General features: G+C 34.6%; 27 protein-coding genes. 5 read left to right on the forward strand and 22 right to left on the reverse strand.

The window, feature by feature from the left end:
* Positions 1-31: 31 nt before the first annotated feature.
* A complete protein-coding gene (rnz, locus tag OCL94_RS03410) occupies positions 32-952 on the reverse strand; it encodes a ribonuclease Z (RefSeq protein WP_262994583.1) in 921 nt (306 codons plus the stop codon).
* Positions 953-1,060: 108 nt separating this feature from the next.
* Between rnz and zwf the strand changes: the two genes are divergently transcribed.
* The 3 genes from zwf to OCL94_RS03425 all read left to right on the forward strand — a co-directional run bounded on the left by zwf (position 1,061) and on the right by OCL94_RS03425 (position 4,154).
* A complete protein-coding gene (gene zwf, locus OCL94_RS03415; RefSeq protein ID WP_262994585.1) occupies positions 1,061-2,539 on the forward strand; it encodes a glucose-6-phosphate dehydrogenase in 1,479 nt (492 codons plus the stop codon).
* Positions 2,540-2,656: 117 nt separating this feature from the next.
* On the forward strand, positions 2,657-3,295 hold the full coding sequence (locus tag OCL94_RS03420; RefSeq protein WP_262994587.1) for a hypothetical protein: 639 nt from the start codon (positions 2,657-2,659) through the stop codon (positions 3,293-3,295).
* Positions 3,296-3,314: 19 nt separating this feature from the next.
* Entirely contained in the window at positions 3,315-4,154 is an 840-nt protein-coding gene (locus OCL94_RS03425) for an AraC family transcriptional regulator (RefSeq protein WP_262994589.1), read from the forward strand.
* Positions 4,155-4,332: 178 nt separating this feature from the next.
* Here the strand turns inward: OCL94_RS03425 and gndA are convergent, their stop codons facing one another.
* Positions 4,333-5,736 (reverse strand): NADP-dependent phosphogluconate dehydrogenase, encoded by a 1,404-nt coding sequence (gene gndA, locus OCL94_RS03430; RefSeq protein ID WP_262994591.1) that lies wholly within the window; start codon positions 5,734-5,736, stop codon positions 4,333-4,335.
* A 60-nt stretch (positions 5,737-5,796) separates the two neighbouring features.
* Positions 5,797-6,900 carry a M20/M25/M40 family metallo-hydrolase gene (locus OCL94_RS03435; protein WP_262994593.1) on the reverse strand — a complete coding sequence of 368 codons (1,104 nt, stop codon included), beginning with the start codon at positions 6,898-6,900 and terminating at the stop codon, positions 5,797-5,799.
* A gap of 121 nt (positions 6,901-7,021) precedes the next feature.
* On the opposite strand from OCL94_RS03435, the gene OCL94_RS13340 reads away from it, so the two are divergent.
* Entirely contained in the window at positions 7,022-7,123 is a 102-nt protein-coding gene (locus tag OCL94_RS13340) for a stressosome-associated protein Prli42 (protein WP_435908487.1), read from the forward strand.
* A 32-nt stretch (positions 7,124-7,155) separates the two neighbouring features.
* Here the strand turns inward: OCL94_RS13340 and OCL94_RS03440 are convergent, their stop codons facing one another.
* The 7 genes from OCL94_RS03440 to OCL94_RS03470 form a co-directional block, all read right to left on the reverse strand.
* The gene (locus tag OCL94_RS03440; RefSeq protein ID WP_262994595.1) at positions 7,156-8,124 is read right to left on the reverse strand and encodes an aromatic acid exporter family protein; all 969 of its coding nucleotides are present in this window, start codon (positions 8,122-8,124) and stop codon (positions 7,156-7,158) included.
* A 7-nt stretch (positions 8,125-8,131) separates the two neighbouring features.
* Positions 8,132-8,569, reverse strand: a complete 438-nt coding sequence (locus tag OCL94_RS03445) for a BrxA/BrxB family bacilliredoxin (RefSeq protein ID WP_262994597.1) — start codon at positions 8,567-8,569, stop codon at positions 8,132-8,134.
* A 240-nt stretch (positions 8,570-8,809) separates the two neighbouring features.
* Positions 8,810-9,082 carry a nucleotidyltransferase family protein gene (locus tag OCL94_RS03450; RefSeq protein WP_262994599.1) on the reverse strand — a complete coding sequence of 91 codons (273 nt, stop codon included), beginning with the start codon at positions 9,080-9,082 and terminating at the stop codon, positions 8,810-8,812.
* Complete coding sequence (locus tag OCL94_RS03455; protein WP_262994601.1) at positions 9,064-9,735, reverse strand: type 1 glutamine amidotransferase domain-containing protein; 672 nt, start codon at positions 9,733-9,735, stop codon at positions 9,064-9,066. The genes OCL94_RS03450 and OCL94_RS03455 overlap by 19 nt, the downstream gene beginning before the upstream one ends.
* Before the next feature lie 468 nt (positions 9,736-10,203).
* Entirely contained in the window at positions 10,204-10,833 is a 630-nt protein-coding gene (locus OCL94_RS03460) for a FusB/FusC family EF-G-binding protein (RefSeq protein WP_262994603.1), read from the reverse strand.
* A 69-nt stretch (positions 10,834-10,902) separates the two neighbouring features.
* A complete protein-coding gene (locus OCL94_RS03465; RefSeq protein WP_262994606.1) occupies positions 10,903-11,097 on the reverse strand; it encodes a hypothetical protein in 195 nt (64 codons plus the stop codon).
* Positions 11,098-11,156: 59 nt separating this feature from the next.
* Positions 11,157-12,257, reverse strand: coding sequence for a Glu/Leu/Phe/Val dehydrogenase dimerization domain-containing protein (locus OCL94_RS03470; RefSeq protein ID WP_262994608.1), 1,101 nt, complete (start codon positions 12,255-12,257; stop codon positions 11,157-11,159).
* 317 nt (positions 12,258-12,574) lie between these two features.
* On the opposite strand from OCL94_RS03470, the gene OCL94_RS03475 reads away from it, so the two are divergent.
* Positions 12,575-12,826, forward strand: a complete 252-nt coding sequence (locus tag OCL94_RS03475) for a DUF2627 domain-containing protein (RefSeq protein ID WP_262994610.1) — start codon at positions 12,575-12,577, stop codon at positions 12,824-12,826.
* Between the two features lie 29 nt (positions 12,827-12,855).
* Here the strand turns inward: OCL94_RS03475 and OCL94_RS03480 are convergent, their stop codons facing one another.
* From OCL94_RS03480 to accC, 12 genes are all read right to left on the reverse strand, one after another.
* Positions 12,856-13,614, reverse strand: a complete 759-nt coding sequence (locus OCL94_RS03480) for a glycerophosphodiester phosphodiesterase family protein (protein WP_262994612.1) — start codon at positions 13,612-13,614, stop codon at positions 12,856-12,858.
* Positions 13,607-14,299: a response regulator gene (locus OCL94_RS03485; protein ID WP_262994614.1), complete on the reverse strand. Its 693-nt coding sequence runs from the start codon at positions 14,297-14,299 to the stop codon at positions 13,607-13,609. Before OCL94_RS03485 ends, OCL94_RS03480 begins: the two co-directional genes overlap by 8 nt.
* 20 nt (positions 14,300-14,319) lie before the next feature.
* Positions 14,320-15,987: a DNA repair protein RecN gene (recN, locus tag OCL94_RS03490; RefSeq protein WP_262994616.1), complete on the reverse strand. Its 1,668-nt coding sequence runs from the start codon at positions 15,985-15,987 to the stop codon at positions 14,320-14,322.
* A 14-nt stretch (positions 15,988-16,001) separates the two neighbouring features.
* The gene (gene ahrC, locus OCL94_RS03495) at positions 16,002-16,454 is read right to left on the reverse strand and encodes a transcriptional regulator AhrC/ArgR (protein WP_262994618.1); all 453 of its coding nucleotides are present in this window, start codon (positions 16,452-16,454) and stop codon (positions 16,002-16,004) included.
* A 96-nt stretch (positions 16,455-16,550) separates the two neighbouring features.
* Positions 16,551-17,381 carry a TlyA family RNA methyltransferase gene (locus tag OCL94_RS03500; RefSeq protein ID WP_262994620.1) on the reverse strand — a complete coding sequence of 277 codons (831 nt, stop codon included), beginning with the start codon at positions 17,379-17,381 and terminating at the stop codon, positions 16,551-16,553.
* On the reverse strand, positions 17,368-19,251 hold the full coding sequence (gene dxs, locus OCL94_RS03505) for a 1-deoxy-D-xylulose-5-phosphate synthase (RefSeq protein WP_262994622.1): 1,884 nt from the start codon (positions 19,249-19,251) through the stop codon (positions 17,368-17,370). The genes OCL94_RS03500 and dxs overlap by 14 nt, the downstream gene beginning before the upstream one ends.
* 93 nt (positions 19,252-19,344) lie before the next feature.
* Positions 19,345-20,205 (reverse strand): polyprenyl synthetase family protein, encoded by an 861-nt coding sequence (locus tag OCL94_RS03510; protein ID WP_262994624.1) that lies wholly within the window; start codon positions 20,203-20,205, stop codon positions 19,345-19,347.
* Entirely contained in the window at positions 20,198-20,392 is a 195-nt protein-coding gene (locus tag OCL94_RS03515) for an exodeoxyribonuclease VII small subunit (RefSeq protein ID WP_262994626.1), read from the reverse strand. Before OCL94_RS03515 ends, OCL94_RS03510 begins: the two co-directional genes overlap by 8 nt.
* Positions 20,393-20,407: 15 nt before the next feature.
* Entirely contained in the window at positions 20,408-21,733 is a 1,326-nt protein-coding gene (xseA, locus tag OCL94_RS03520) for an exodeoxyribonuclease VII large subunit (RefSeq protein ID WP_262994629.1), read from the reverse strand.
* A gap of 7 nt (positions 21,734-21,740) precedes the next feature.
* The gene (gene nusB, locus OCL94_RS03525; RefSeq protein ID WP_262994630.1) at positions 21,741-22,133 is read right to left on the reverse strand and encodes a transcription antitermination factor NusB; all 393 of its coding nucleotides are present in this window, start codon (positions 22,131-22,133) and stop codon (positions 21,741-21,743) included.
* 43 nt (positions 22,134-22,176) lie between these two features.
* Positions 22,177-22,524 (reverse strand): Asp23/Gls24 family envelope stress response protein, encoded by a 348-nt coding sequence (locus tag OCL94_RS03530; protein WP_262994632.1) that lies wholly within the window; start codon positions 22,522-22,524, stop codon positions 22,177-22,179.
* An 88-nt stretch (positions 22,525-22,612) separates the two neighbouring features.
* Positions 22,613-23,959 (reverse strand): acetyl-CoA carboxylase biotin carboxylase subunit, encoded by a 1,347-nt coding sequence (accC, locus tag OCL94_RS03535; RefSeq protein WP_262994634.1) that lies wholly within the window; start codon positions 23,957-23,959, stop codon positions 22,613-22,615.
* Position 23,960 lies beyond the last annotated feature (1 nt).

The following is a 23,960-nucleotide window of genomic DNA, read 5'->3' on the forward strand; positions in this document are numbered from 1 at the left end:
AATCATTTCATTTTCTAAGTGCTTTCTTCATTTATATTTCAAAGCTATCAAAGTCATTTACAATGACAAAGTTCAATTCAGGATACTTCGCTTTAATTACTTCCGTTAGTTGCGCAATATCATTCAAGTCATATCTGTTACTCACATGATTGATAAGCACTCGCTTAACGCCACAAATGTTTGCTAATTGTGCCACATCGTCAATATGACTGTGATAATATTTATGACTTAAATCAAGGTCCCCCTCTAAATATGTACTTTCATGTACTATTACATCTGCCTGTTCAGCTAAAGTAACTTCAGAAGGACAAGGCATCGTGTCTCCAAATATCGCAATAACCTTCCCAGGTTTATCCGGCATTCTATAGTCTTTCGATTCGTAAGTCACGCCATCAATTTCAACATGCTCCTGTAATTTAAACTGCTGGTAAATCGGTCCTGGCATAATGCCTGCTGCGATAAGTTTGTCTGATATTAAATTGCCTTGCGTATCTGGAAATTGAATACGGTAGCCAAATGAATCAATGCCATGATGTAATTTACGAACCGTAACTTTAATTTGTTCAATGATTAATTCCTCACCGTCATGAATCTCGATAATTTCTAAAGGATAATTTAAATGCGAACCGGAAATTAATAAAGTCGTTTCAATATATGCTTTAATGCCAGTTGGGCCATATACAGTTAACGGTTTACCTTCTCCACCTTGAAAACTTCTAGAAGTCAACAATCCAGGAAGGCCAAATATATGATCGCCATGTAAATGTGTGATAAATATTTGATCTATTTTTCCTAATTTAATATTAGTATGTAGTATTTGATGCTGACACGCTTCTCCTGCATCAAAAAGCCAGAAACTATTTTGGGTTGGTGCTAAAGAAAGAATGATAGTTTGTGTATTTCGTTCTTTTGTGGGTAAACCTGCACTAGTACCTAAAAATGTTATATTCATGATCAATCCACCTTTTTTTTCATCACGTCATTATAGCATGTTTTAATTGTTTTTTTAGGCATTGTATGAAAAAATAAAATAGACTTTAATAGAATCGAGGTATTTATTTTGGATATTGAAAAGCAAAATATTCCCTGTTTGATTACAATTTTCGGTGCAACTGGTGACTTAAGTCATCGTAAATTATTCCCATCACTTTTTCATTTATATCAACAAGATAATTTAAATGAACATGTTGCCATCATCGGTATTGGTCGTAGAGATTGGACAAACGAAAAATTCAGAACAGAAATCAAAGCATCTATCGAAAAATTTGTCAAAGATACACATAAACTGGATGCATTTTTAGAACACGTATTCTATCAATCGCACGATGTAAACAATAAAGAAAGTTACGATGCACTGCTTAAAACAGCAGAAACATTAGATCAGCAATTCGAATTAGATGGTAATCGTTTATTTTATTTAGCTATGGCACCTGAATTCTTTGGTACCGTTTCAGATTTCTTAAAATCAAGTGGTTTAACAAAGACAAAAGGATTTAAACGTCTGATCATTGAAAAACCATTTGGTAAAGATTTAGCATCAGCTGAAAAATTAAATAATCAATTACGTAAATCCTTTAAAGAAGAAGAAATATTCCGTATTGATCATTATTTAGGTAAAGACATGGTGCAAAACATCGAAGTCATTCGATTTAGTAATGCGATGTTCGAACCACTTTGGAACAATAAATATATTTCAAATATTCAAATCACGTCGTCTGAAATATTAGGCGTAGAAGATCGTGGTGGATATTATGATAATAGTGGTGCCTTAAAAGATATGGTACAAAACCATATGTTACAAATCGTATCGCTATTAGCGATGGAGCCCCCTATTTCATTATCATCTGAGGATATTCGTAACGAAAAAGTGAAAGCACTCCGCTCTATCCGCAAAATTCAACCTGAGCATGTTAGAAGTTACTTTGTACGTGGTCAATACGACGTTGGAGAAATTAATGGAGAGAAAGTAATTCGTTACCGTGACGAGGAAAATGTAAATCCTGAAAGTAATACACCGACTTTCGTTGCGGCAAAAGTAATGTTGGATAACTTTAGATGGGCCGGCGTACCATTTTACATTCGCACAGGAAAACGTATGAAAGAAAAGGCAATACGTGTCGTTGTAGAATTTAAAGAAATGCCTATGAATTTATATTATCAAAAAGACAACGAACTTGATTCAAATTTACTCGTGATTAATATTCAACCTAACGAAGGGATTGAACTTCATTTAAACGCGCGTAAATATATCGAAGGCATCGATACTGAACCTGTTAAATTATCATATGCAATGTCTGCTCAAGATAAGATGAATACAGTTGATGCATATGAAGGCCTTATTTATGATTGCCTGAAAGGTGATGCTACGAACTTCACGCATTGGGAAGAATTAAAGGCAACATGGAGCTATGTTGATACAGTTGCTGAATACTGGGATGCACATCCTGCACCGTTCCCGAATTATCAATCAGGATCAAATGGTCCAATTAAGAGCGAATTATTGTTAAGCCGTGATAACTTCCATTGGTGGGACGTATAAACAATACGTCAGTTAAGATAAAATATAAAAAATAATATATGCATCAAATTGAAGAACCTTTGAATCGATATGATTCAAAGGTTTTTAATGTACGGTGATTGTGTTAATATTTGAGATATGAATAAATTAAATAATAAACAATATGAAACTTATACCGATTTAGATTTTGACCGATATCTTAATATAGAAACGATTCCTTATATCGAAACGTTTACGAACCATCATTCCAATCGATATGAACCTACGCCCTATCAAGACGTCTTACAATTATTATCGGTTACACAGCAAGACTATCATGATTATTCATTGCTCGTTGACTTCGGTTCAGGTTTAATGCGTATTCCAATATTTATGCATAATATGTTAGGCATCGATACGATTGGCATTGAGCTCAACAAACAGTCATATTTACATGGATTAAATAACTTGAAACAATATGAATTACTGAATGGCAAATCCAATATCCAATCATTCAACCTGAATGCTACAGAATATAAATTTAAAGGCGCTGAAACACACCTATTCTTTTTTAATCCTTTCTCAGTGTTTATCTTCCAGAAAGTGATGGCGCATTTAATTGATTCATCTGTAACGCAATGTGATATCATACTTTATTATGCCAAGCCGGAATACGAAATGTATTTAAGTGATCTACCCCAATTCAAACTTAAATATACAATACCATTAACTCACTATAAAGATGACCCATCAGAAAAAATTAATATCTATACATTTACACAAATACACAAGGATTGACCTTAGAAAAGAGTGAAACATGAATAATATTGATTTAATACAGAAAACAATCGTTTATATTGAAGACCATTTATTTGATCCTTTGAATTATCAAGTCATGGGAGATTATTTAAACGAGCATCCATTCCATATTAATCAGGCGTTTACGATGATTACCGGTATGAATATTGAAGAATATATGACTCATCGAAAAATGACTGAAGCGGCGAAGAAATTAATGAATGGTAATTATCGACTTGTAGATATTGCGAATCAATTTGGATATACAACAGCCCATGAATTTAGTGACGTTTTTAGTGCTCATCATCACATTTCACCGATACAAGTGCGCAGTAATCCTGAACAATTAAAAATGGTGGAACGTCTATATATTGAATTAGCTGTAACGTCACAACCGCCAATGAATTATCAAATTAAATCGGTTGAAAATTTAAAATTAACGGGTATTGAAGAAAAAGTTCAGTTTGAAGAACTCAATAATCATTTCTTAATACCGGATATCGTGTACGAATTACAGGAAAAACAAGAAATTAAGTCATTATTAAGTTTCAGTACGGATAAACAAATTTATGTTGTAGTAACACCGCAACATGATCATATTCAAATCTTTACAGGCGTAAAGTCAGAACGTACATTTGATTATGATACAATGCAGATTGATAATAATGATTATGCAATCTTTCAATCCCGCGGTAAATTAGATTATGCATTTAATGAAATATGGCGTTCCGTAGAAAGACAAGTCGATTTGAATATTCATTACGAACGCAATCGTCAGTATATTTATGTATTCCCGGAAGACTTAGACTTTGATAATAGCTTTAATAAAGTGGCATTATGGTTGCCAGTAACAAAATAAAGAGGAGAGACAATTTGTCTCTCCTCTTTTGCTTAGGGCTAAACGCAAGTTCGATAGCCTTAAACGGCATCTCAATTGCAGCCCTTTCGACAAAAACAAAAAACCCCTTGAAATCTGAAAAGCGATTTCAAGGGGTTTTTCTAATTTTGCTTAGGGCTAAACGCAAGTTCGATAGCCTCTATTTCCAATCAGTATGGAAGATTCCTTCTTTATCTTTACGCTCGTATGTGTGCGCGCCAAAGTAATCACGTTGTGCCTGGATTAAATTCGCTGGTAAATCTTTCGCAGTATATGAATCAAAATAATTAATCGCTGCAGCAAAACCTGGTGCTGGCGTACCTGTCGTAATGGCAGTTGCCGCTACTTTACGTAAACTCGTTTGGTATTTTTCAACAACGTCTTTAAAGTATGGATCAAGCAATAAGTTTTGAAGTTCAGCATTATTATCATATGCATCTTTAATTTTTTGTAAAAATTGCGCACGGATAATACATCCTTCACGCCAGATCATTGCTAAGTCACCTAATTGTAAGTTCCAGTTATAAGCTTCACTTGCTGATTTCATTTGCGCAAATCCTTGTGCATAGCAGCAAATTTTACTCATGTATAATGCTTCACGAATGGCTTCTAAAAATGCTGCTTTATCCCCTTCAAACGTCTCTTTTTTCACATTAATATTTTCACTCGCATTAATTCTTTCATTTTTTTGACTAGAGATAAAACGCGCAAATACACTTTCAGTAATGATTGTTAACGGTTGACCTAAGTCTAATGCGTTAATTGAAGTCCATTTACCTGTTCCTTTTTGTCCTGCTTTATCCATTACTTTTTCGACTAACGGGCTTCCATCTTCATCTAACTTCTTGAAGATATCTGCAGTTATCTCGATTAAGTAGCTATCGAGTTCGCCTTCATTCCATGATTTGAACGTATCAGCAATTTCGTCATTAGACATTCCTAATACATTTTTCATCAAGTCATAACTTTCGGCAATTAATTGCATATCTGCATACTCTATACCGTTATGCACCATCTTCACGTAATGACCTGCACCATCGGGCCCGATGTAAGCAACACATGGTTTACCATCTTCCGCTTTAGCTGCGATCGATTCTAAAATAGGCTTCACTAATTCATAAGCCTCTTTTTGTCCACCTGGCATAATTGAAGGCCCTTTTAATGCACCTTCTTCTCCACCAGAAACACCAGTTCCAATGAAATTAAAGCCTTTTTCTGAAAGATAAGCATTACGACGAATCGTATCGTTATAATTTGTGTTACCACCATCGATTAAAATATCACCTTGATCTAAAAGTGGAATTAAGCTTTCGATTGTTGCATCTGTAGCTTCGCCCGCTTTTACCATCATCATGATTTTACGAGGTTTTTCTAAACTATCAACGAATTCTTGTAATGTATATGTTGGGAAAATATTTTTACCAACTGATTCTTTTACCATTTCATCTGTTTTCTCTCTTGAGCGATTATAAACTGAAACCGTATTTCCACGTGATTCAATATTCCAAGCTAAATTTTTACCCATGACTGCTAATCCGATAACGCCAATTTGTTGTTTACTCATAATATACCTCTTTCAAATAAATTTTCATGCTTATTATAGCATAAGTTTTCGTTGTTTATACTACGCAAGCTTAATGATTTCAATCACTTGCTCCGTTAATTTATTTAATTCTTCAATCGGCATTTTTTCATTGACCGTATGAATATCTTCATATCCAACAGCCAGAACGACAGTTGGCACAAATTGATTAATAAAGTTCACGTCACTTCCTCCACCATTGGATACAACTTCTACTTTACGTCCAATATTTTCAGCAGCTTTCGTTGCTACTTCAATTGCTTTTGCATCCTTTTCAACATGGAATGCTGGATAATTAACTTTAATTTCAACTTCTGCTTTTCCACCAAGTTCGGCTGCCGCTGTTAAACATGCTTCTTTCATATGCGCTACTTGTGCTTCCATTTTACTATCTACTAAACTACGCGCTTCAGCGACAATTGTACACTGTTCAGCAACGATGTTTGTACGAGATCCACCATCAATCGTACCGATATTGGCAGTTGTTTCATCATCAATTCTACCAAGCTTCATATTATTAATTGCACGTGCAGCAATATTAATTGCACTAACGCCATTTTCCGGTGCAACACCTGCATGTGCAGTAACGCCAGTTATTCTAATATTTAATGTTGCATTGGTTGGTGCCTGATTTACGATTGTACCAACCTTACTACCCGCATCAAGTGCATATCCGTATTTCGCGTTAAATTGTGTGCCATCTAAAACACTGGCACCAATTAAATGAGATTCTTCACCTACAGATATTACAACTTCGATATCGCCATGTGGCATATTAACTTCATTAATTGTTCGAATCGCTTCTATCATCGCAGCGATACCCGCTTTATCATCAGCACCTAATATTGTAGTACCATCCGTGTGAATCACATTATCCGTAATGATTGGTTGAATCCCTTTACCAGGTGTCACTGTGTCCATATGACAAGATAAAAGAATTGTATCCTGATCAGTATTCCCATTCAATTTCATAATTAAATTGCCGGCACCGAAACCTGTTTGTGCCTGCGTGTCATCTTCTGTAACTTCAAAACCAAGCTCGGCATACAATTGTTTTAAATGATCTGCAATTGCCCGCTCATTTCCCGACTCACTATCAATCTTTACTAATTCAATAAATGTATCAATCAAACGTTGTTGATTCATTGCCAACACTCCTCTTATTATTATAAACTTATCGTACCAAACTACACGGCATCAATAAAGAATAAGACGTCAATTCAATAATTTGTTATAATAGATTAAACACACTGAAAGGGAGAAGTTCATGAATAATAAATTAGCACGTAAAGTCTTTATCATTATATTATTAGTTTTAATTGTTGCAGCATTAGTACTAAGTGCCGTACTGCCATACTTAAATATGTAAAAAACGTTGAGGATAAATACCCTCAACGTTTTTTAATACATTTTTAATGAACCAAATTTATGCTTAATCATTAAATAACTTTCTATTTCTTTTAACAGCTGAATGGCAGCTGATCTTGATTTAAGTCGCTCCTGCGTATCAGGCAATGGATAGCTGTCTAAATCCAGCATAATTTCATATAAATCATGTAAGCGTAACGCTGTAAAGTTATTACTTGTAATATTATTCGATAAATCTTCTAATAAGCCACTACATTTCATGTGCAATTTATCTTTACAGCTAATTTCATTGATTAAATGTGTCATGCGCGATAGTAATTCCAATTGTGATTCCCGCATATCGAAATAATGATAATACGAATTATCATTTCGCGCAAAATGGTTTTCAACCTCAGTGTATGCTACAGATTTTGCACATTCAATTGTGTCGTGCAGCTTATCGATATCGTGCGTATTGAGTACAATTTCAGGATGTTTTAAAGCATCACTCAATCGACTTACGATCACCTGGAATTCCATTTCTATGACGCGTTTATAAGCCTTTAACTCTTTATTATGATTTGGCATATATAAATTAAGTAACAATGCAATGACCATACCAACACATAAGAGTAAGAACTCATTAACAGCGACATGCCAGTTGATATTACCGGAATTATAACAATGAAGAATGATGACGATACTCGTAACGACACCTTCTTCAATACCAAACATCACTGTGACCGGAATAAATAGTAATACAAGGACACCTAAAATGATTGGATTAAAGCCTAGGTGCATAAAGAATATATATGAAAATAATATACCGAGTAAGCAAGAGAAAAAGCGCGCACTTGCCGCTTCTAATGATTTTACTTTAGTATTTTTGACACATAAGACGACTAAAATCGCAGCTGAAGAAAAATTATCTAAATTCAACATCTTGCAAATAATGACGCCAAGTGCCATGCCAAATGCCGTTTTAATTGTGCGAAAGCCTATCTTATAAGGTTTAATTTTCATGTATTAATTAACGTTCCTCACAATGCTCTTCAAATAATGCTTGAATATTTGTAATAACGCACATTGGATCGTGACCTTCAATTTCATGTCTTTCGATCATTTTTACAATCTTACCATCTTTCAGTAAAGCAAATGATGGAGAACTTGGTGGATAACCTTCGAAATATTCACGAGCCGTTTCTGTTGCTTCTTTATCCTGACCAGCAAATACTGTAACTAATTGATCAGGTAATTTATCGTAATGTAACGCATGCGCTGCTGCAGGACGAGCAATACCACCAGCACAACCACATACTGAGTTAATCATAACGAACGTTGTTCCTGGTTTATCAAACGTTTCTTTAACCGCTTCCGGCGTTGTTAACTGTTTGTAACCCGCTGTTTCGATTTCTTGACGTGCGTTGTTTACGAAGTCTTCCATAAACATATTAAAATTCATATCCATTAATATAACACCTCTTCTAAATTGATAAACCTATCATAACGAATTAATAGGCTTAAATCTAGTGATTAATTCGTGAAAATGTGAAAAGATGTAGAAAGAATATAGGTTTTGATATCATCAAGCGAATTATCACTTACTATAAATTATCAATTGTTCGTTTGCTTCATAGATAGCGTATTATCTTAAAATTCTTTTCTTCGATTGTTCGTTAAATTAGCTATTACATTACAATACTCATTACTATTCCCCAATTTTTAGTTTTGGCCATTTTGATAACCAATTTTTCTCGCTAATACGTTCCACATATATCTCATATTTATCACTATCTTTATCATAGTACGGTGTCAGCTTTACAATACCAGTTACGAGATCATCAAATGAATAATCATAATGCAGGACAACGCGATCCTCTCTTAAAGTCACACAAATTACTGTGGGAATTTCTGTATAATGATTGACCGCATACGTAGAACGTTTATACGGTGTTTTCAATTCTATTGCATAGCATTCCACACTTTCTTCGCTACACCTTTAGGTGACTGTGGATTTTGTCCGGTTATGATATTTCCATCTTGTACAACATATGGTGCCATAGGTATTAATGCTTTTTTATAATCTGCTCCGTTTTTCTTTAATTCCTCTTCTAATAGAAACGGGACTTTGTTTGTCTTTTTAACAATTTTTTCTTCTAAATTTGAAAATCCTGTGACCCTTAAATCTTTAAGTCGATCAACATCTAGATTGAGCAATGCTGAACCGCCATGACATACTGCAGCAATAATCTTCATTTCATTATCCATTTCATTCAAGATGCGCTTTATGTCATCATTATCGACGAAATCAAAGACAGTACCGTGTCCACCAGTGAAGTATACTGCGTCATATTTTGAAGTATCAACATTGTGAATCGGTAGTGTATTGTCTAATAACTTCATGAACTCAGGATCTTCCATATAATTCTTCGTATTGTAATCCAGCATTAACGTACTCACACTAAATGGATCAATCGGTACCTTTCCACCTTGCACACTGTATAAATCAATTTGTACATCCTTATCTTTAAAATAATCATAGAAATGCACAAGTTCGCTTAACCATAGGCCAGTCTTTTCTTCTAACCCTTTATAGTGGTCTGTATTGGTATTGATAATCATTATATTTTTCATTAACTAATCGCTCCTTAGTTTATATATTGATATCTACCCAGTATTATTTCGTCTTATACAAAAATATTATTTATATTTACAAAGAAATATCACAAAGGCATTTCTTTACTAATATTTACATTTATCTTAAAAGAAAATATATAAATCGTAATAACCTCACATCAAACTTCTAATTGATATTATTATGATAAAGGATGGTGTTTATTTTGAAATATATTTCCTTCAAAAATCCGCACTTGGAAAATATGAATTTAGTAGCGCCAATCATTTCGCTTTTAATTTCTATCGGTTTCGTGATAGTCAATATTCATACATTGTTAACTAGAGATGAGACATGGGCAAGAATAGCGTGTACATTTTCGTTAGTCATTTTTGCTACTTTCATAGTATTAAATTGCTATACGATTTATTTAATTATTAAAAGAAAAAAATATATAAATCAAAAAAAGTAAGTGTCGAATGCGACGCTTACTTTATTTTATGAACAAAACGATATAATTTTTCAATATCGTCTAAATGTTGATTACACACATTACTATCGTGGCAAATATAGTCCCCTTTTTTCGTGTATGTACCATCGCTATTTGCTTTCGTCTTATTCAGGAATAACGATACATCTGATTCATGCTGACAAATAGAACAAAAACCTTTTACTTTTGTTGGAGCAAGTTCCCCATACATGCTATTAAAAGAACCATCTATATCTTTATAGACAATATATTTTCGATTCGCAGCACTATCGTTCCATCCTAAATAGGACATCATCTTAAGATCATACTGATCACTACTTGGCGTCTTTAATTTCTTTACTTTCTTAAATAACTTCTCAATTTGTTTAGCAGATGGCATTTCAAACGGTTCAACAAATTGTTTCATTTCAGAAATAATCATTGACGCTCTAGTTTTAGAAAGTCTAATATCATCAAGTTTAGCGACATATTCGCTCGCATCGATATCATTCACGATAAAAATTGCACGTATTTCATCTAAAATTATATCCTTTTGCGCTTTATTTGTTGTGGGATCGTTTGTCTTGTAAATCTTTAGTAGTTGGTTAACTTTGTTCATGACTTGCGCAAATTCATATGCTTTTATCATCTTATCTCTACCTCACTTTAGTGATATGAGTATAGCACAATTTATTGTGGATGGTAATATTAATGAATTTTATAGTGTTATCACTAAATTCGAGTAGGCATTTGTATTCGAAATTGGTGATACTCCAATTTCGTTCACCCCATCCACTATCGAAATTGGTGTTTCCCCAATTTCACTCACACCATCCACTACCGAAATTGGTGATCCCCCAATTTTACTAATCCCAAACACTTCCGAAATTGGTGTTTCACCAATTTCACTCACCCCAACCACCTTACTGCCACACAAAAAAGGTACACCCGTCTCAGGTGTACCTCACATCACTATCCATTTCTTCTTGAAATTAAAGAATGTTCATTCATACTAAACGTGCTTCTCACACGCATCATCTGATCAATTCTTTCTTCAGCTAAACGCTCTGCTGCAAGTGCAGTCGTAATATTATCACGTTTCGCAATTTCAAACACTTTATCCATTTGATCGTAAATTTCATTAACTTTCTTCGTCGCACGGTCTTGGTTATAGCCATTTAATTCATCAGCTACATTTATAACTCCACCAGAGTTTACAACAAAGTCAGGTGCATAGATAATATTTCTTTCTTTAAGCATTGCTGCGTGTCTTTCCATGTCTTTCAACTGGTTATTCGATGATCCACATACTGCTTTCACCTTCAATTGTGGAATTGTTTCATCATTAAGAATCGCTCCTAATGCACATGGTGCAAAGATATCCGCTTCAACTGAATATATTTCATCCGGCTTCACTGCTGTTGCACCAAAGTCATTGACAGCTCTATCAATTGATTCCTGGAAAATATCCGTTACAATTAACTTCGCACCTTCTTCATGTAAATACTTACATAATGTATAAGACACATTCCCTACCCCTTGAACTGAAACCGTCTTACCTGCTAAACTATCATCTCCAAATGCTTCTTTCGCTGTACGTTTCATCGCACGGTATACACCTAATGCTGTCATCGGACTTGGATTCCCACTTGAGCCGTAACTTTCTGATAATCCGACAACAAAGTCCGTTTCTTCATGAATCGTATCCATATCTGTAACAGTCGTTCCAACGTCTTCTGCTGTAATATAACGTCCATTTAAACTTTGAATATATCTGCCTAATGCTCTAAATAATGCTTCAGATTTATCTTTCTTCGGATCACCGATAACTACTGTCTTCGCGCCACCTAAGTTTAATCCTGCTGCTGCATTCTTATACGTCATCCCGCGCGCTAATCTTAATGCATCTTCTATTGCAGCTTCTTCTGATTCATATGGCCACATTCTACAGCCCCCTAATGCTGGTCCTAGTGTTGAATCATGAATCGCGATAATCGCTTTTAATCCACTTGTTTTATCCTGGCAGAATACGACCTGCTCGTAATCATATTGCTCTAATGTTTCAAAAATCATTTTATTTCCCCTTTTCATAAAATAATTATAGGTTTAACATCTTCTATTTTACCTTAAATATTATGTTTATAAAACAAATATTTTTATACAAATGTATTCTCAAGAAAGATATATTTCGGATTCCGTCTTTTTATTATCGATAATCACTATTTTATTATGACTTTAAATCGCTAAAGCGCTTACATTTTACTGATTTTATACCTTTGAAATTAATACTTCTTATATCATATTTTTGCATTTATTATATCAAAATAATAAAAAGATATTATTAATATTTCACACTTTTTTTGGTATAATGCAATAGGTAGGTGATATTAATGAAAAAAATAATTGCACTCATGGTGCTAGTCATTCCAATATACTTTGCAGGTTTAGGCATCAAATGGATGCGGGATGCTGTATTCGGTCTATTAGTTCCTGAACTTCATTTTATTTGGTTACAATTTCTCATTGGTTTTATATTAATGTGTTTCGGTGTAAGCTTTGTTGGAGGATATATCCTTCACATTGAGAAGAAAAATAAACGTGCTCAAAATAAGTTCTATAAAAAAGACGAGCGTCAATCATAAAATTGATTGACACTCGTCTTTATTTAAATCTATTCATTCTTTTTCTCGACTTTACGTGATTCACGATTGATATACGCTTGTTTAAGTTTAACCGCGCGTTCTACTTCATCCGTAATAATCGCATCCAGTTGCTCTTCTAACCAGAATACGATATCCTTCTCTTTATTTACCGTATACACGCGCGCTGGTAAATTATATGCTACAACTTGATGACGTTCTGTTTCGTTTTTATACGTCTTCCCATATGGATGTACTGAATTTATTCCATGAGATTCCATATACATCCAAGGCTCACCTAAAGCTTTATCTGTTAATAACGCTGTATGATAAGTTGGATCCAATTGTTCCATTCTTAATAAACTTTCTAAATTAAAACTTGATATGATAATACGTTCTTTCATATTATACTGTTGTAATAAATCTACGAGTGCATGCTCCAACGCGCCTTCAGTTTCGCCTTTTATTTCAATATTTAATAGTAACGGAGTTGTTACAATCCAATCCATTACTTCTTTTAATGTAGGTACTTGTTCATCAGTCACGTTAAATAAACCATGTTTAATGCGCGCACTTTTAATGTCATACAGCGTTAAATCATTGACTTTACGCTTTTGATTTGTCGTTCGATTTAAAGTCGGATCATGAATTACTACAATTTCTTGATCAGCAGTTAAATGAATATCCAACTCAATACCATCAGCTCCATACTCATATGCTTTAATAAAGCTCAACATCGTATTCTCTGGATATAGCCCTGCATATCCTCTATGCCCAATAATTTTAGTCATGATAATCCTCCATGAGAAAATCTAATAATTCACCACTCGTCGGTCTATTAACAATACCACGCTTTTGCATTATTTGTTGCAATTTACTTTCCCATGCCTTTTCAATCGCGTGTCTTATTGAGCGTTCAACATTCGCATTTTTAACATTATTTTTTTCTGCTATTTTTGGATATAAATCTATCGTCAACTGCACTTTCATTTGTCGGGTTTGTTCCGATCTAATCGAAAGAATTTCTAAAGCATCTAATATATAGCGTGTGCCTTTATGCTTCATATTAAACCCAAGTTGTTCTAATTTGTTTTGCGTCATTGCATGTTCATCGATGTTACATATTTGATAAATCCGACTGACAAAATTATCAAAATTGATTGGTTTTAAAATAAAGTAATCCGCTCCGGAATCAAGTGCTTCTGACAACACTGAATCTTTGCCAAAGGCACTCAGGCAAATAATTTTGTACTGATGATTATTTGGGATGAAATCTTTTAATAAAGTGATACCATCTATATGCGGTAAAATTAAATCAAGTAACAATAAGTCAAACTCATAGGTTTGAATCATATTCAACGCGTCTTTGCCATTATGACTCATTGCAACAACTTGTATATTATGTTTTTCAAGATGTGCTTTTATTGTTACCGCAAGTTCTCTTGAATCTTCTACGATTGCAACTTTTAGTACCATGAATCTTCATCCCTTTATATTTATTTCTTGTTTTGATTAATGAGTTCTGCAGCATGTTCTAATGTAAGTGGCGTCACTTCTACCCCAGATATCATACGTGCTACTTCTCTCACGCGTGATTCACCGTCCAGTTCTGTCACCCGTGTCGTCGTTCGATCGTCTTGCTCTATTTTTTCAATATATAAATGATGATCACTTATCGCAGCAACTTGCGGTAAGTGCGAAATACAGATGACCTGGATATGGGTAGATATATCATACATTTTTTCTGCCATTTTTTGTGCTACTTTTCCTGATACACCCGTATCTACTTCATCAAATAATATCGCAGTTTTACCTTTCGTTTCAGCAAAGATACTTTTGAGTGCAAGCATCATACGACTTAACTCACCACCCGATGCAATTTTTTCAAGTGGCTTTAACGGTTCACCTTTATTCGGGCTTATCATAAATTCTAATGATTCGATACCTGTAGCTGTCGGCTCTGTTTTAGTAAATGCCATCTCAAAGTTTGCACTTTTCATCTCAAGATTATGAATTTCATCCAATATTTCATTGCGTAATTTTTGAGCCACTTGACGTCTTGCTTTACTTAATGTTGTGCCAAGTTGATTTAATTTTAATTGAATCCTTTCAATTTCCTGTGTCAATTGAGAAGTTGACTCTTCAATATTTTCAATCACATTAATCTCTTTTTCTAATTCATCGATAAACGGTATTAAATCTGGTAATGGTTTACCATATTTACGTTCCAGAAACTGAATTTCATTCATTCGTGTTTCTAACTGGTTGAGTTCATTTTCATCGTATTCATTTTGCGTCATAGCATCATGCAACGCATGTTTTGCATCATCTAATATATAATATAATCCTTCTGAATCTTCGAGCGTCTTGTTAAATTTATTTGGAATAATCTCATCAATATCTTTAAGTGACGCATTAAATTCAAATAATAAATCTAATAGCTGATTGTCATCACTCAATAAATTAACGGCCTTCGTTAATGCATCATTTAATTTTTCATAATTTTGTAATCGATTGATTTCTTCTGAAAGTGTCTCTTTTTCAGTAGCGATTAACTTTTTCTCGCTTAATTCTTTATGTTGATATTTTATTAAATCGAGACGTTGTAGTAACTCCTCATCTTTCTGTTGTAAATTATTCAACTCAGCTGTCTTTAATACAAACTGTTGATAAGTTGCTTTATAACGCTCAAGTACTTCATCATACTGTCCTTTAGCATAATCATCTAATAAAGTTAAATGATATTTCGGTTTAAGCAACACTTGTGTTTCATGCTGACCATGAATATCTAATAGTTCCTGCATAATAATCTTTAATTCAGTTAATGTAATGGTCTGATTGTTGACTTTACATATACTTTTACCCGTCTTAAAAATTTCGCGTTTCACTAACATGAAATCATCCAGTGGAATATCACGTTCTACTAATAATTGTTTCACACGTGGATTATGATCGATATCAAAAATTCCTTCCACCGTTGCTTTATTTTCACCATGCCTCACTAAATTCTGGCTGGCACGCATACCAATAAGTTGACCTATCGCTTCTATAATAATCGATTTTCCGGCACCTGTTTCGCCACTTAACACCGTCAATCCATCTTTTAATTCGATTTCTAATGACTCAATGATTGCAAATTGTTTTATCGATAACGACAAAAGCATATTATATCCTCCAATTAAAGCATGTTAAAGATGCGTTCAGTAATTACTTCTCCTGCTTTTTTATCTTTACATATTAATAAACATGTATCATCTCCACAAATTGTACCTACAACTTCTTCCCATTCTAATTGATCCAGAATTGCACCGATAGACTGTGCATTACCGGGTAACGTCTTTAATACTAATAAATTTTCGGCACTATCGAGTTTCACAAATGAATCCATTAAATATCGTCCTAATTTATCAAGCGGATGATATTTTCGATCTCTTGGTAATGAATAAATATATTGTCCACTTGGCGTTGGCACTTTTATTAATTGTAATTCTTTAATGTCACGAGAGATTGTAGCCTGTGTAACATTTAAATTATATTCATTTAGTTTTTCTACTAAATCTTCCTGTGTTTCTATTTGTTGATTAGAAATAATTTCTCTAATCTTAATTTGTCTTATCGTTTTATTTGCCATACGACATCCCCCTCAACCTGTATAATTATACAAATAATTTTAGCACACATATTTTTTTATGTATATTAAAAAATCCACTGATAATCTATCAGTGGATTAATGATTTAATGTGCTAAATGCTTGATCAACGACAGATTGAATGCTATCAAGATCCCATGTTTGTGAGTGGATATTAATATCACTTATTGATTGTGGCATGTACACACCATGTAATAAATATTCAATATTTCCTTTTTGCCCTGTGATTGGTGAAAATGTAATACCACAAACAGCAATATTTAAGCGGGTACATAGCGAAATCATGTGTTGAATGACTTCAATATGTTCTTGTTTATCATGAACAATGCCTTTATCTACATATTCATAACGCGCTTCAAACTGTGGTTTAATTAAAGCAATGATAGTCGTCCCTGATTCAATGATTTCTACAAGCTTATTAAGAATGACGGATAATGAGATGAAACTCACATCAATCGAAATGAAATTCGGCAGTGGTTGAAACATCGCTTTCGTAACGTATCTAAAGTTCGTTTGTTCCATGACTGTAACTTTGTCATGAATACGTAAACGATAATCGAGTTGATTCGTTCCGACATCAAGTGCATAAACATGTTGTGCACCGTTTTGTAATGCACAATCCGTAAATCCACCCGTTGAGGAACCTATATCTAAATGAACTACGTCATTCAAATTTAAATTAAAATAATCAATTGCTTTCTCAAGTTTATAGCCACCACGGCTGACAAATTTTTTCCTTTTATCTTTAACTCTTATTTTTGCAGTTTCAGGGTCAATCTTTTCACCGGCTGTATCGATGCGAATATTATCATTGAATATGAGGCCAGCCATCACGGCTCTCATCGCTGCATCTTTCGTCTCATAATAATCATGCGCTACTAACCATTCATCAATTCTAATTTTTTTCATGTCGTCTTTGTAGTGCTTGCTTAATTTCATTTATAATATTTGCTTTCGATATCCCAATGTCATTTAGTAATAATTCGACATCCCCGTGCTCAATATATTCATCATCGATTCCAATGCGCTTTACATCCATACAGTGGTGCTTCTGATTATAATAATTCACGACTAATGCACCGAAACCGCCACTTAACATCGATTCTTCAACTGTAATGATAGATTTATTCTGCATTGCTAATCTATCAAGGTAGTTTGTATCAAGCGGTTTAATAAATCTTGCATTTACAACTTCAATCGAAATACCTTCTTTGAGTAACGCATCACGCACTTCTTCAATTAATTGTAATGTTGGACCGAAACTTAATACAGCAATGTCATCACCTTCATGTAATGTCTCCCATTGTCCATAAGGTAACGATTGCATTGATGTCATTTCGACACCGATACCATTACCACGTGGATAACGAATTGCGATTGGACCTTTATAGTCATAAAACGCACTATATAACATATGTCGGGCCTCGTCTTCATCTTTTGGCATCATAATTGTAATATTCGGCATATGACTTAAGAATGGAATATCAAATACGCCTTGATGCGTTTCACCATCAGCACCAACCAGTCCTGATCGGTCAATACCAAATACAACATGTAAATTTTGACGATCAACATCATGTAACATTTGATCATACGCACGTTGTAAAAAAGTCGAGTAAATTGCGACATAAGGTGTCATTCCATTGGCAGCAAGTCCAGCAGCCATTGTGACTGCGTGTTGCTCAGCAATACCTACATCAAAAAATTGTTCAGGTAATTCAACTTGAAATTTGGTCAATTTACTACCTACGGGCATTGCCGGCGTAATTGCTACTACGCGTTTATCCTTTTCAGCGAACTGTTGAACGGTATCACTAAAGATTTGGCTCCAGGCAGGTGCTTTTGAACTGCCTTTCACTTGTTCACCCGTCTCTAGTTTATACGGTCCTAATCCATGCCAAGTCCCTATTTTATCATTTTCTGCTGGGTGATAGCCTTTTCCTTTTTTTGTAATAACATGAACAATTACAGGTCCATTAATACGTTTAGATGTTTCAAACGCTTCTTTCAAGTCATTGTAATTATGACCATCTACTGGTCCAACATATTTAATCCCTAATTCTTCAAAGAAAACACCCGTTACCACTAAGTATTTCAAACTATCCTTTATGCGATCAGCAGAGTCACGTAATTTGTGTCCGCCAGGTAATTTACTCAAGAAGCCGTCAATATCAACTTTGGCGCGATTATAATTCTGATTTGTGCGCAAACGTCCAAACATATTATGCATCGCACCAACGTTCGGCGCAATACTCATTTCATTATCGTTTAATATAATCGTCATATTCGTTTTATCATGACCGATATGATTTAACGCCTCAAGTGCCATACCACCAGTTAACGCTCCGTCTCCAATAATCGGTACGATATCATAATCTTCACCCATAATATCTCGTGCTTTTGCCATTCCCATCGCTGCTGATAGCGACGTCGATGAATGGCCTGCTTCCCATACGTCATGCGGACTTTCATTTAACTTTGGAAATCCACTTAAACCTTTATATTGTCGTAACGTATCAAACTTATCCCCACGACCTGTTAATATTTTATGAATATATGCCTGATGTCCAACATCAAATATAATTTTATCTTTCGGACTATTAAAACTTCTATGAAGTGCAATTGTAAGCTCTACAACACCTAAATTTGCCCCGATATGCCCACCTGTAACTGCACATTTTTCTATTAAAAACTGACGGATATCACGACTTAATGCGATTAATTCATCAGTCGTTAAATCTTTTATAAACGATGGATCTTTAATTTTCGATACATCCATGAATTCCCCACCTACATCTCTTATACTTAATATGTTTTCTATTATATCATTGTTTATGAATGCATGAAAAATAAAAAAAGCCTTCAACAGGCTTTATTTGTCTCGATGAACGATAAATTGTAATAGTTCATTAAATGGTGCTTTGTTTATTGCTACACGTTCTATAAGTTCTATCGTGTCATTATAAATTGTTTCAAGTTTTTGTTTGGAAGCTTCTAAACCAAGTAATGATACATATGTACTTTTATCATTTTGAATATCACTACCTACTGCTTTACCAATCTTTTCAAACTCACCTTCAACATCTAATATATCATCTTTAATTTGAAACATAAGTCCAATATTACGACCGATATTATCAAGTAAAGTTAAAGTGTTCTCTTCAACGGATACAATAATTCCTGCTGCATAAATCGCAGCATGAATTAAATCTCCCGTTTTATGATGATGAATTGTTTCCAGCTGTTCAAGTGTAATTTGCTTATTTTCACTTGCCATATCCAGCATTTGACCGGCAACCATACCATGAGATCCTGCCGCTTTCGTTAAAAGTGACATTAATTTTATTTTTATAACATCTGTATAGTCACTGTTTAATATGAGTTGAAAGCTATCTGTTAATAACGCATCTCCTGCGAGGATGGCCGTCGCTTCACCAAACACTTTATGATTCGTTAATTTACCGCGTCGGTAATCGTCATTATCCATTGCTGGTAAATCATCATGAATTAATGAATACGTATGAATCATTTCCAATGCCAATCCAAAAGGCATACCAAGTTCAGGATTTCCACCCAGACTTTCAATTGTTGTCATTAATAATAATGGTCGAATACGTTTCCCTCCCGCTTGAAGAGAATAGCGAATTGATTCTGCTAAATGCGGTGAAACTGCTTCGTCCTGATATAATGCATTGATATTATTATTGATACGGTCTAAATAAACATTATTCATCTTTATCTGCCTCTTGAAGTTTAGCAATTTTTTGCTCTGCTTCCTTGAGTTTATCTTGACAGGCTTTAGATAATTTAACGCCCGTTTCATATAATTGAATAGATTGCTCTAAAGAAACATTCTCGTTATCTAATTGTTTCACAATGTGTTCTAATTCCGTCATCATTGCTTCAAAGTCTTTAGCCATGAACTCCACTCCTATTTATTTCTTATGCATCACTTGCGTTGCTAATGTGCCATCTTTTAATTCAATTTCAACTTCATCACCAATATCAACCTGATCGATTGAATGGATAATCGAATCGTTATGACGAGTAATACTATATCCTCTTAACAACGTTTCCGTTGGACTTAAACTACTGAGTAAAGCAAGACGCGATTGAAAAGATGACTGTTTCATTGACATCAAATATTTTATTGATCGATTCAATTGTTCTTGTTGATGTTGTACATGACGTTGCTGTTGATGTACAAGATCTCGTAGCACTTTTGGTGATAATTTCTGTTCAATCGATTGCACATTATGTTGATGACTTTGCATTACAGCATTCACTTTATATTTCATTTGTTGCTGTAATTCATCAATACGTTGCACTTTTTGTTCAATGAGCATATATGGATTTTTAAATAAATAATAGTGCTCAAGTTGTGTAAGCTGTTGTGTTTTACTACGATAAATCGTATTTATTTTATGATCCATAAATGCACGTGCTTTCGTAATTTGTTCAAATAATGATTTCATGTCCGGTGTAACAATCACTGCAGCACCAGTCGGTGTAGGTGCTCTAAAATCTGCGACAAAATCCGCTAATGTCGTATCAGTTTCATGTCCGACTGCTGAAATGATCGGTGTATTTGCGTTGTAAATCGCTTCTACGACGACTGACTCATTAAATGCCCATAAATCTTCTATTGATCCTCCACCACGGCCAACAATCATCACATCTGCATTGATAGAATCGGCATATTGAATATTTTTTATGATATCTTCTTTTGCACCAGCACCTTGCACTAAAGTGGATATATAAGTCACTTTTGCTAACGGATAACGGTTGTTTAATGTCGTTCTGATATCTTGTATCGCTGCACCAGTACTTGCAGTGAGGACTGCGATGTGTTTCGGATATTTCGGCAACGGCTTTTTATGTTCTGCATTAAAATACCCTTTATCCTGAAATGCTTTTTTCAGTTGTTCAAACTTCTCATATAACTGGCCGATACCATCCAGCGACATCGTATTAACATAAAGTTGATAGTTACCTCGTGCTTCGTACGTAGAGATACGACCTGTCACAAGTACGCTATCACCTTCTTTAGGTGTAAAGTTGAGTTTTGCAGCATCTCTATTAAACATCATGGCCTGAATAACTGCGCCATTATCTTTTAATGCAAAGTAATGATGACCACTTGAATGACGTTTGTAATTCGATAACTCACCTTTAATGAATACTTCCTGTAAATACGGATCGCGGTCAAACTTCACTTTAATATATTTACTTAACGCACTTACCGATAAATATTTTTCCATAGTATCACTACGCTTTATTTTTTATAATTTCACTTAATATACCATTTATAAATTTATAACTTTCATCATCGCTATACGTTTTAGCTAAATTAACCGCTTCATTCACGATGACTTTTTCAGGTGCATCTGTATACAACAATTCATATGTACTGATTCTTAATATAATACGATCAATTTTGTTAATACGATCTAACGTCCATTGTTTTAAATGCGGTTTAATTTTTTCATCGATGTCCGTTTCATTTGTTTTCACGCCTTGTACGATTGAAGCACAGAAGTCATCTTTTAGTGGAGGTTCAACAATAAATGAAGTTGCCTCCTCAATCGTAATATCGTGTTCTTTCGTTTCGAGCTGAAATAAAATTTGTACTGCATGTTGTCTTGACTCTGTTCTTGACATAACGTTCTCCTTCAAAAATTTAGAGGATGCAAGCATCCTCTAATTAATTTTCTTTAAATTTTACATTTACAATATGAATATTAATTTGTTTCGGGCTTAATGCTGTCATATTACCTAATGCATTTTTTATTGACTGTTGCACTTGTGTTGCTGTTTTTGCAATCTTTGTACCGTAATCGAAAGCGCAATAAGCATCAATGATGATTTCATCTTCTTTCACATCTACATTGACACCTTTTTGGTTTTTAACGCCTAGTTTATCGAGAGATTTGTTCTTTTGAACAAGTGATACACCTTTGACTTCAGATACAGCAATTGAAGCAATCACCTCTATTACGCTCGGTGCTATTTCAACTGTACCTAAATTACCTTTTTTATTTGTTTCAATCATTGATATATGCCTCCCATCTCATATTAATACTATAACATGTTTTAAGTATAATATTAAATGCAAAATAAAAAAACGCATAAGCGTTTTTTTATGAAAGTATTTCATTTTGTTCTAAAAATTTCGTACTGTAATCATTAGATTTAAATACCGGATGCTCCATCAGTGCAATATGAAAAGGAATAGTCGTATCTACACCACTCACTACAAATTCATCTAATGCACGTTTGGCACATTCGATTGCTTCTTCACGTGTCGGCTGATGGACAATCAGTTTCGCAACCATTGAATCATAAAATGGCGGAATTTTATAATTTGTATAACATGCGGAATCAATACGAACGCCATATCCACCTGGCACTACATATTGCGTGATTAATCCTGGTGATGGCATAAAGTTCTTATAAGGGTTTTCTGCATTAATACGTAGTTCAATCGCATGCCCTGTTAATGTAATGTCTTCCTGACTCAACGTTAAAGGTTCACCGGAAGCAATCTTAATTTGCCATTTCACTAAATCGATACCTGTTACCATTTCAGTGACAGGATGCTCAACTTGAATGCGTGTATTCATCTCCATAAAGTAATAATCATTGGTTGATAAATCATAAATAAACTCCACGGTCCCGGCTCCTTCATATTGCACCGCTTCTGCAGCACGAACTGCTGCTTGTCCCATCGATTGACGTGTCGCTTCATCAAGTACAGGTGAAGGTGACTCTTCTACTAATTTCTGCATACGACGTTGAATTGTACAATCACGTTCACCAAGATGAATCACTTTACCATATTGATCTGCAAGCACTTGAATTTCGACATGACGAAATTCTTCAATAAATTTTTCTAAATATAAGCCGGGATTACCAAAAGCTGTTGCCGCTTCTTGTTCTGTCATTAAATAACCTTTGCGCAGTTCCTCGTCGTTACGTGCAACGCGAATCCCTTTTCCACCGCCTCCAGCCGTCGCTTTAATAATGACTGGATATCCCATCTGATTTGCCAGTAGTAATGCATGTTCAACATTCTCTAATAAACCGTTACTACCTGGAACAACCGGGACTTGCGCGTCTATCATGACTTGTTTTGCAACATCTTTAATGCCCATTTTAGCAATTGAGTAATGACTCGGCCCGATAAATTTAATTTGACACGCTTCACACATCTCAGCAAAGTTTGCATTTTCCGCTAGAAAGCCATAACCAGGATGAATGCCATCACAACCTGTTGAACTGGCTATCATTAAGATGTTCGGTATATTTAAATAAGAATCTTTAGATTGTTTAGGGCCTATACAATACGCCTCATCCGCAATTTGTGTATGTAAGGCATCACGGTCTGCCTCCGAATAAATTGCGACAGATTGAATGTTCAGTTCTTTTAATGCACGTATTATACGCACTGCTATTTCGCCACGATTGGCAACTAAAACTTTCTTCATG

The sequence above is a fragment of the Macrococcus capreoli genome, from assembly GCF_025628935.1.
GTDB classification, from domain to species: domain Bacteria; phylum Bacillota; class Bacilli; order Staphylococcales; family Staphylococcaceae; genus Macrococcoides; species Macrococcoides capreoli.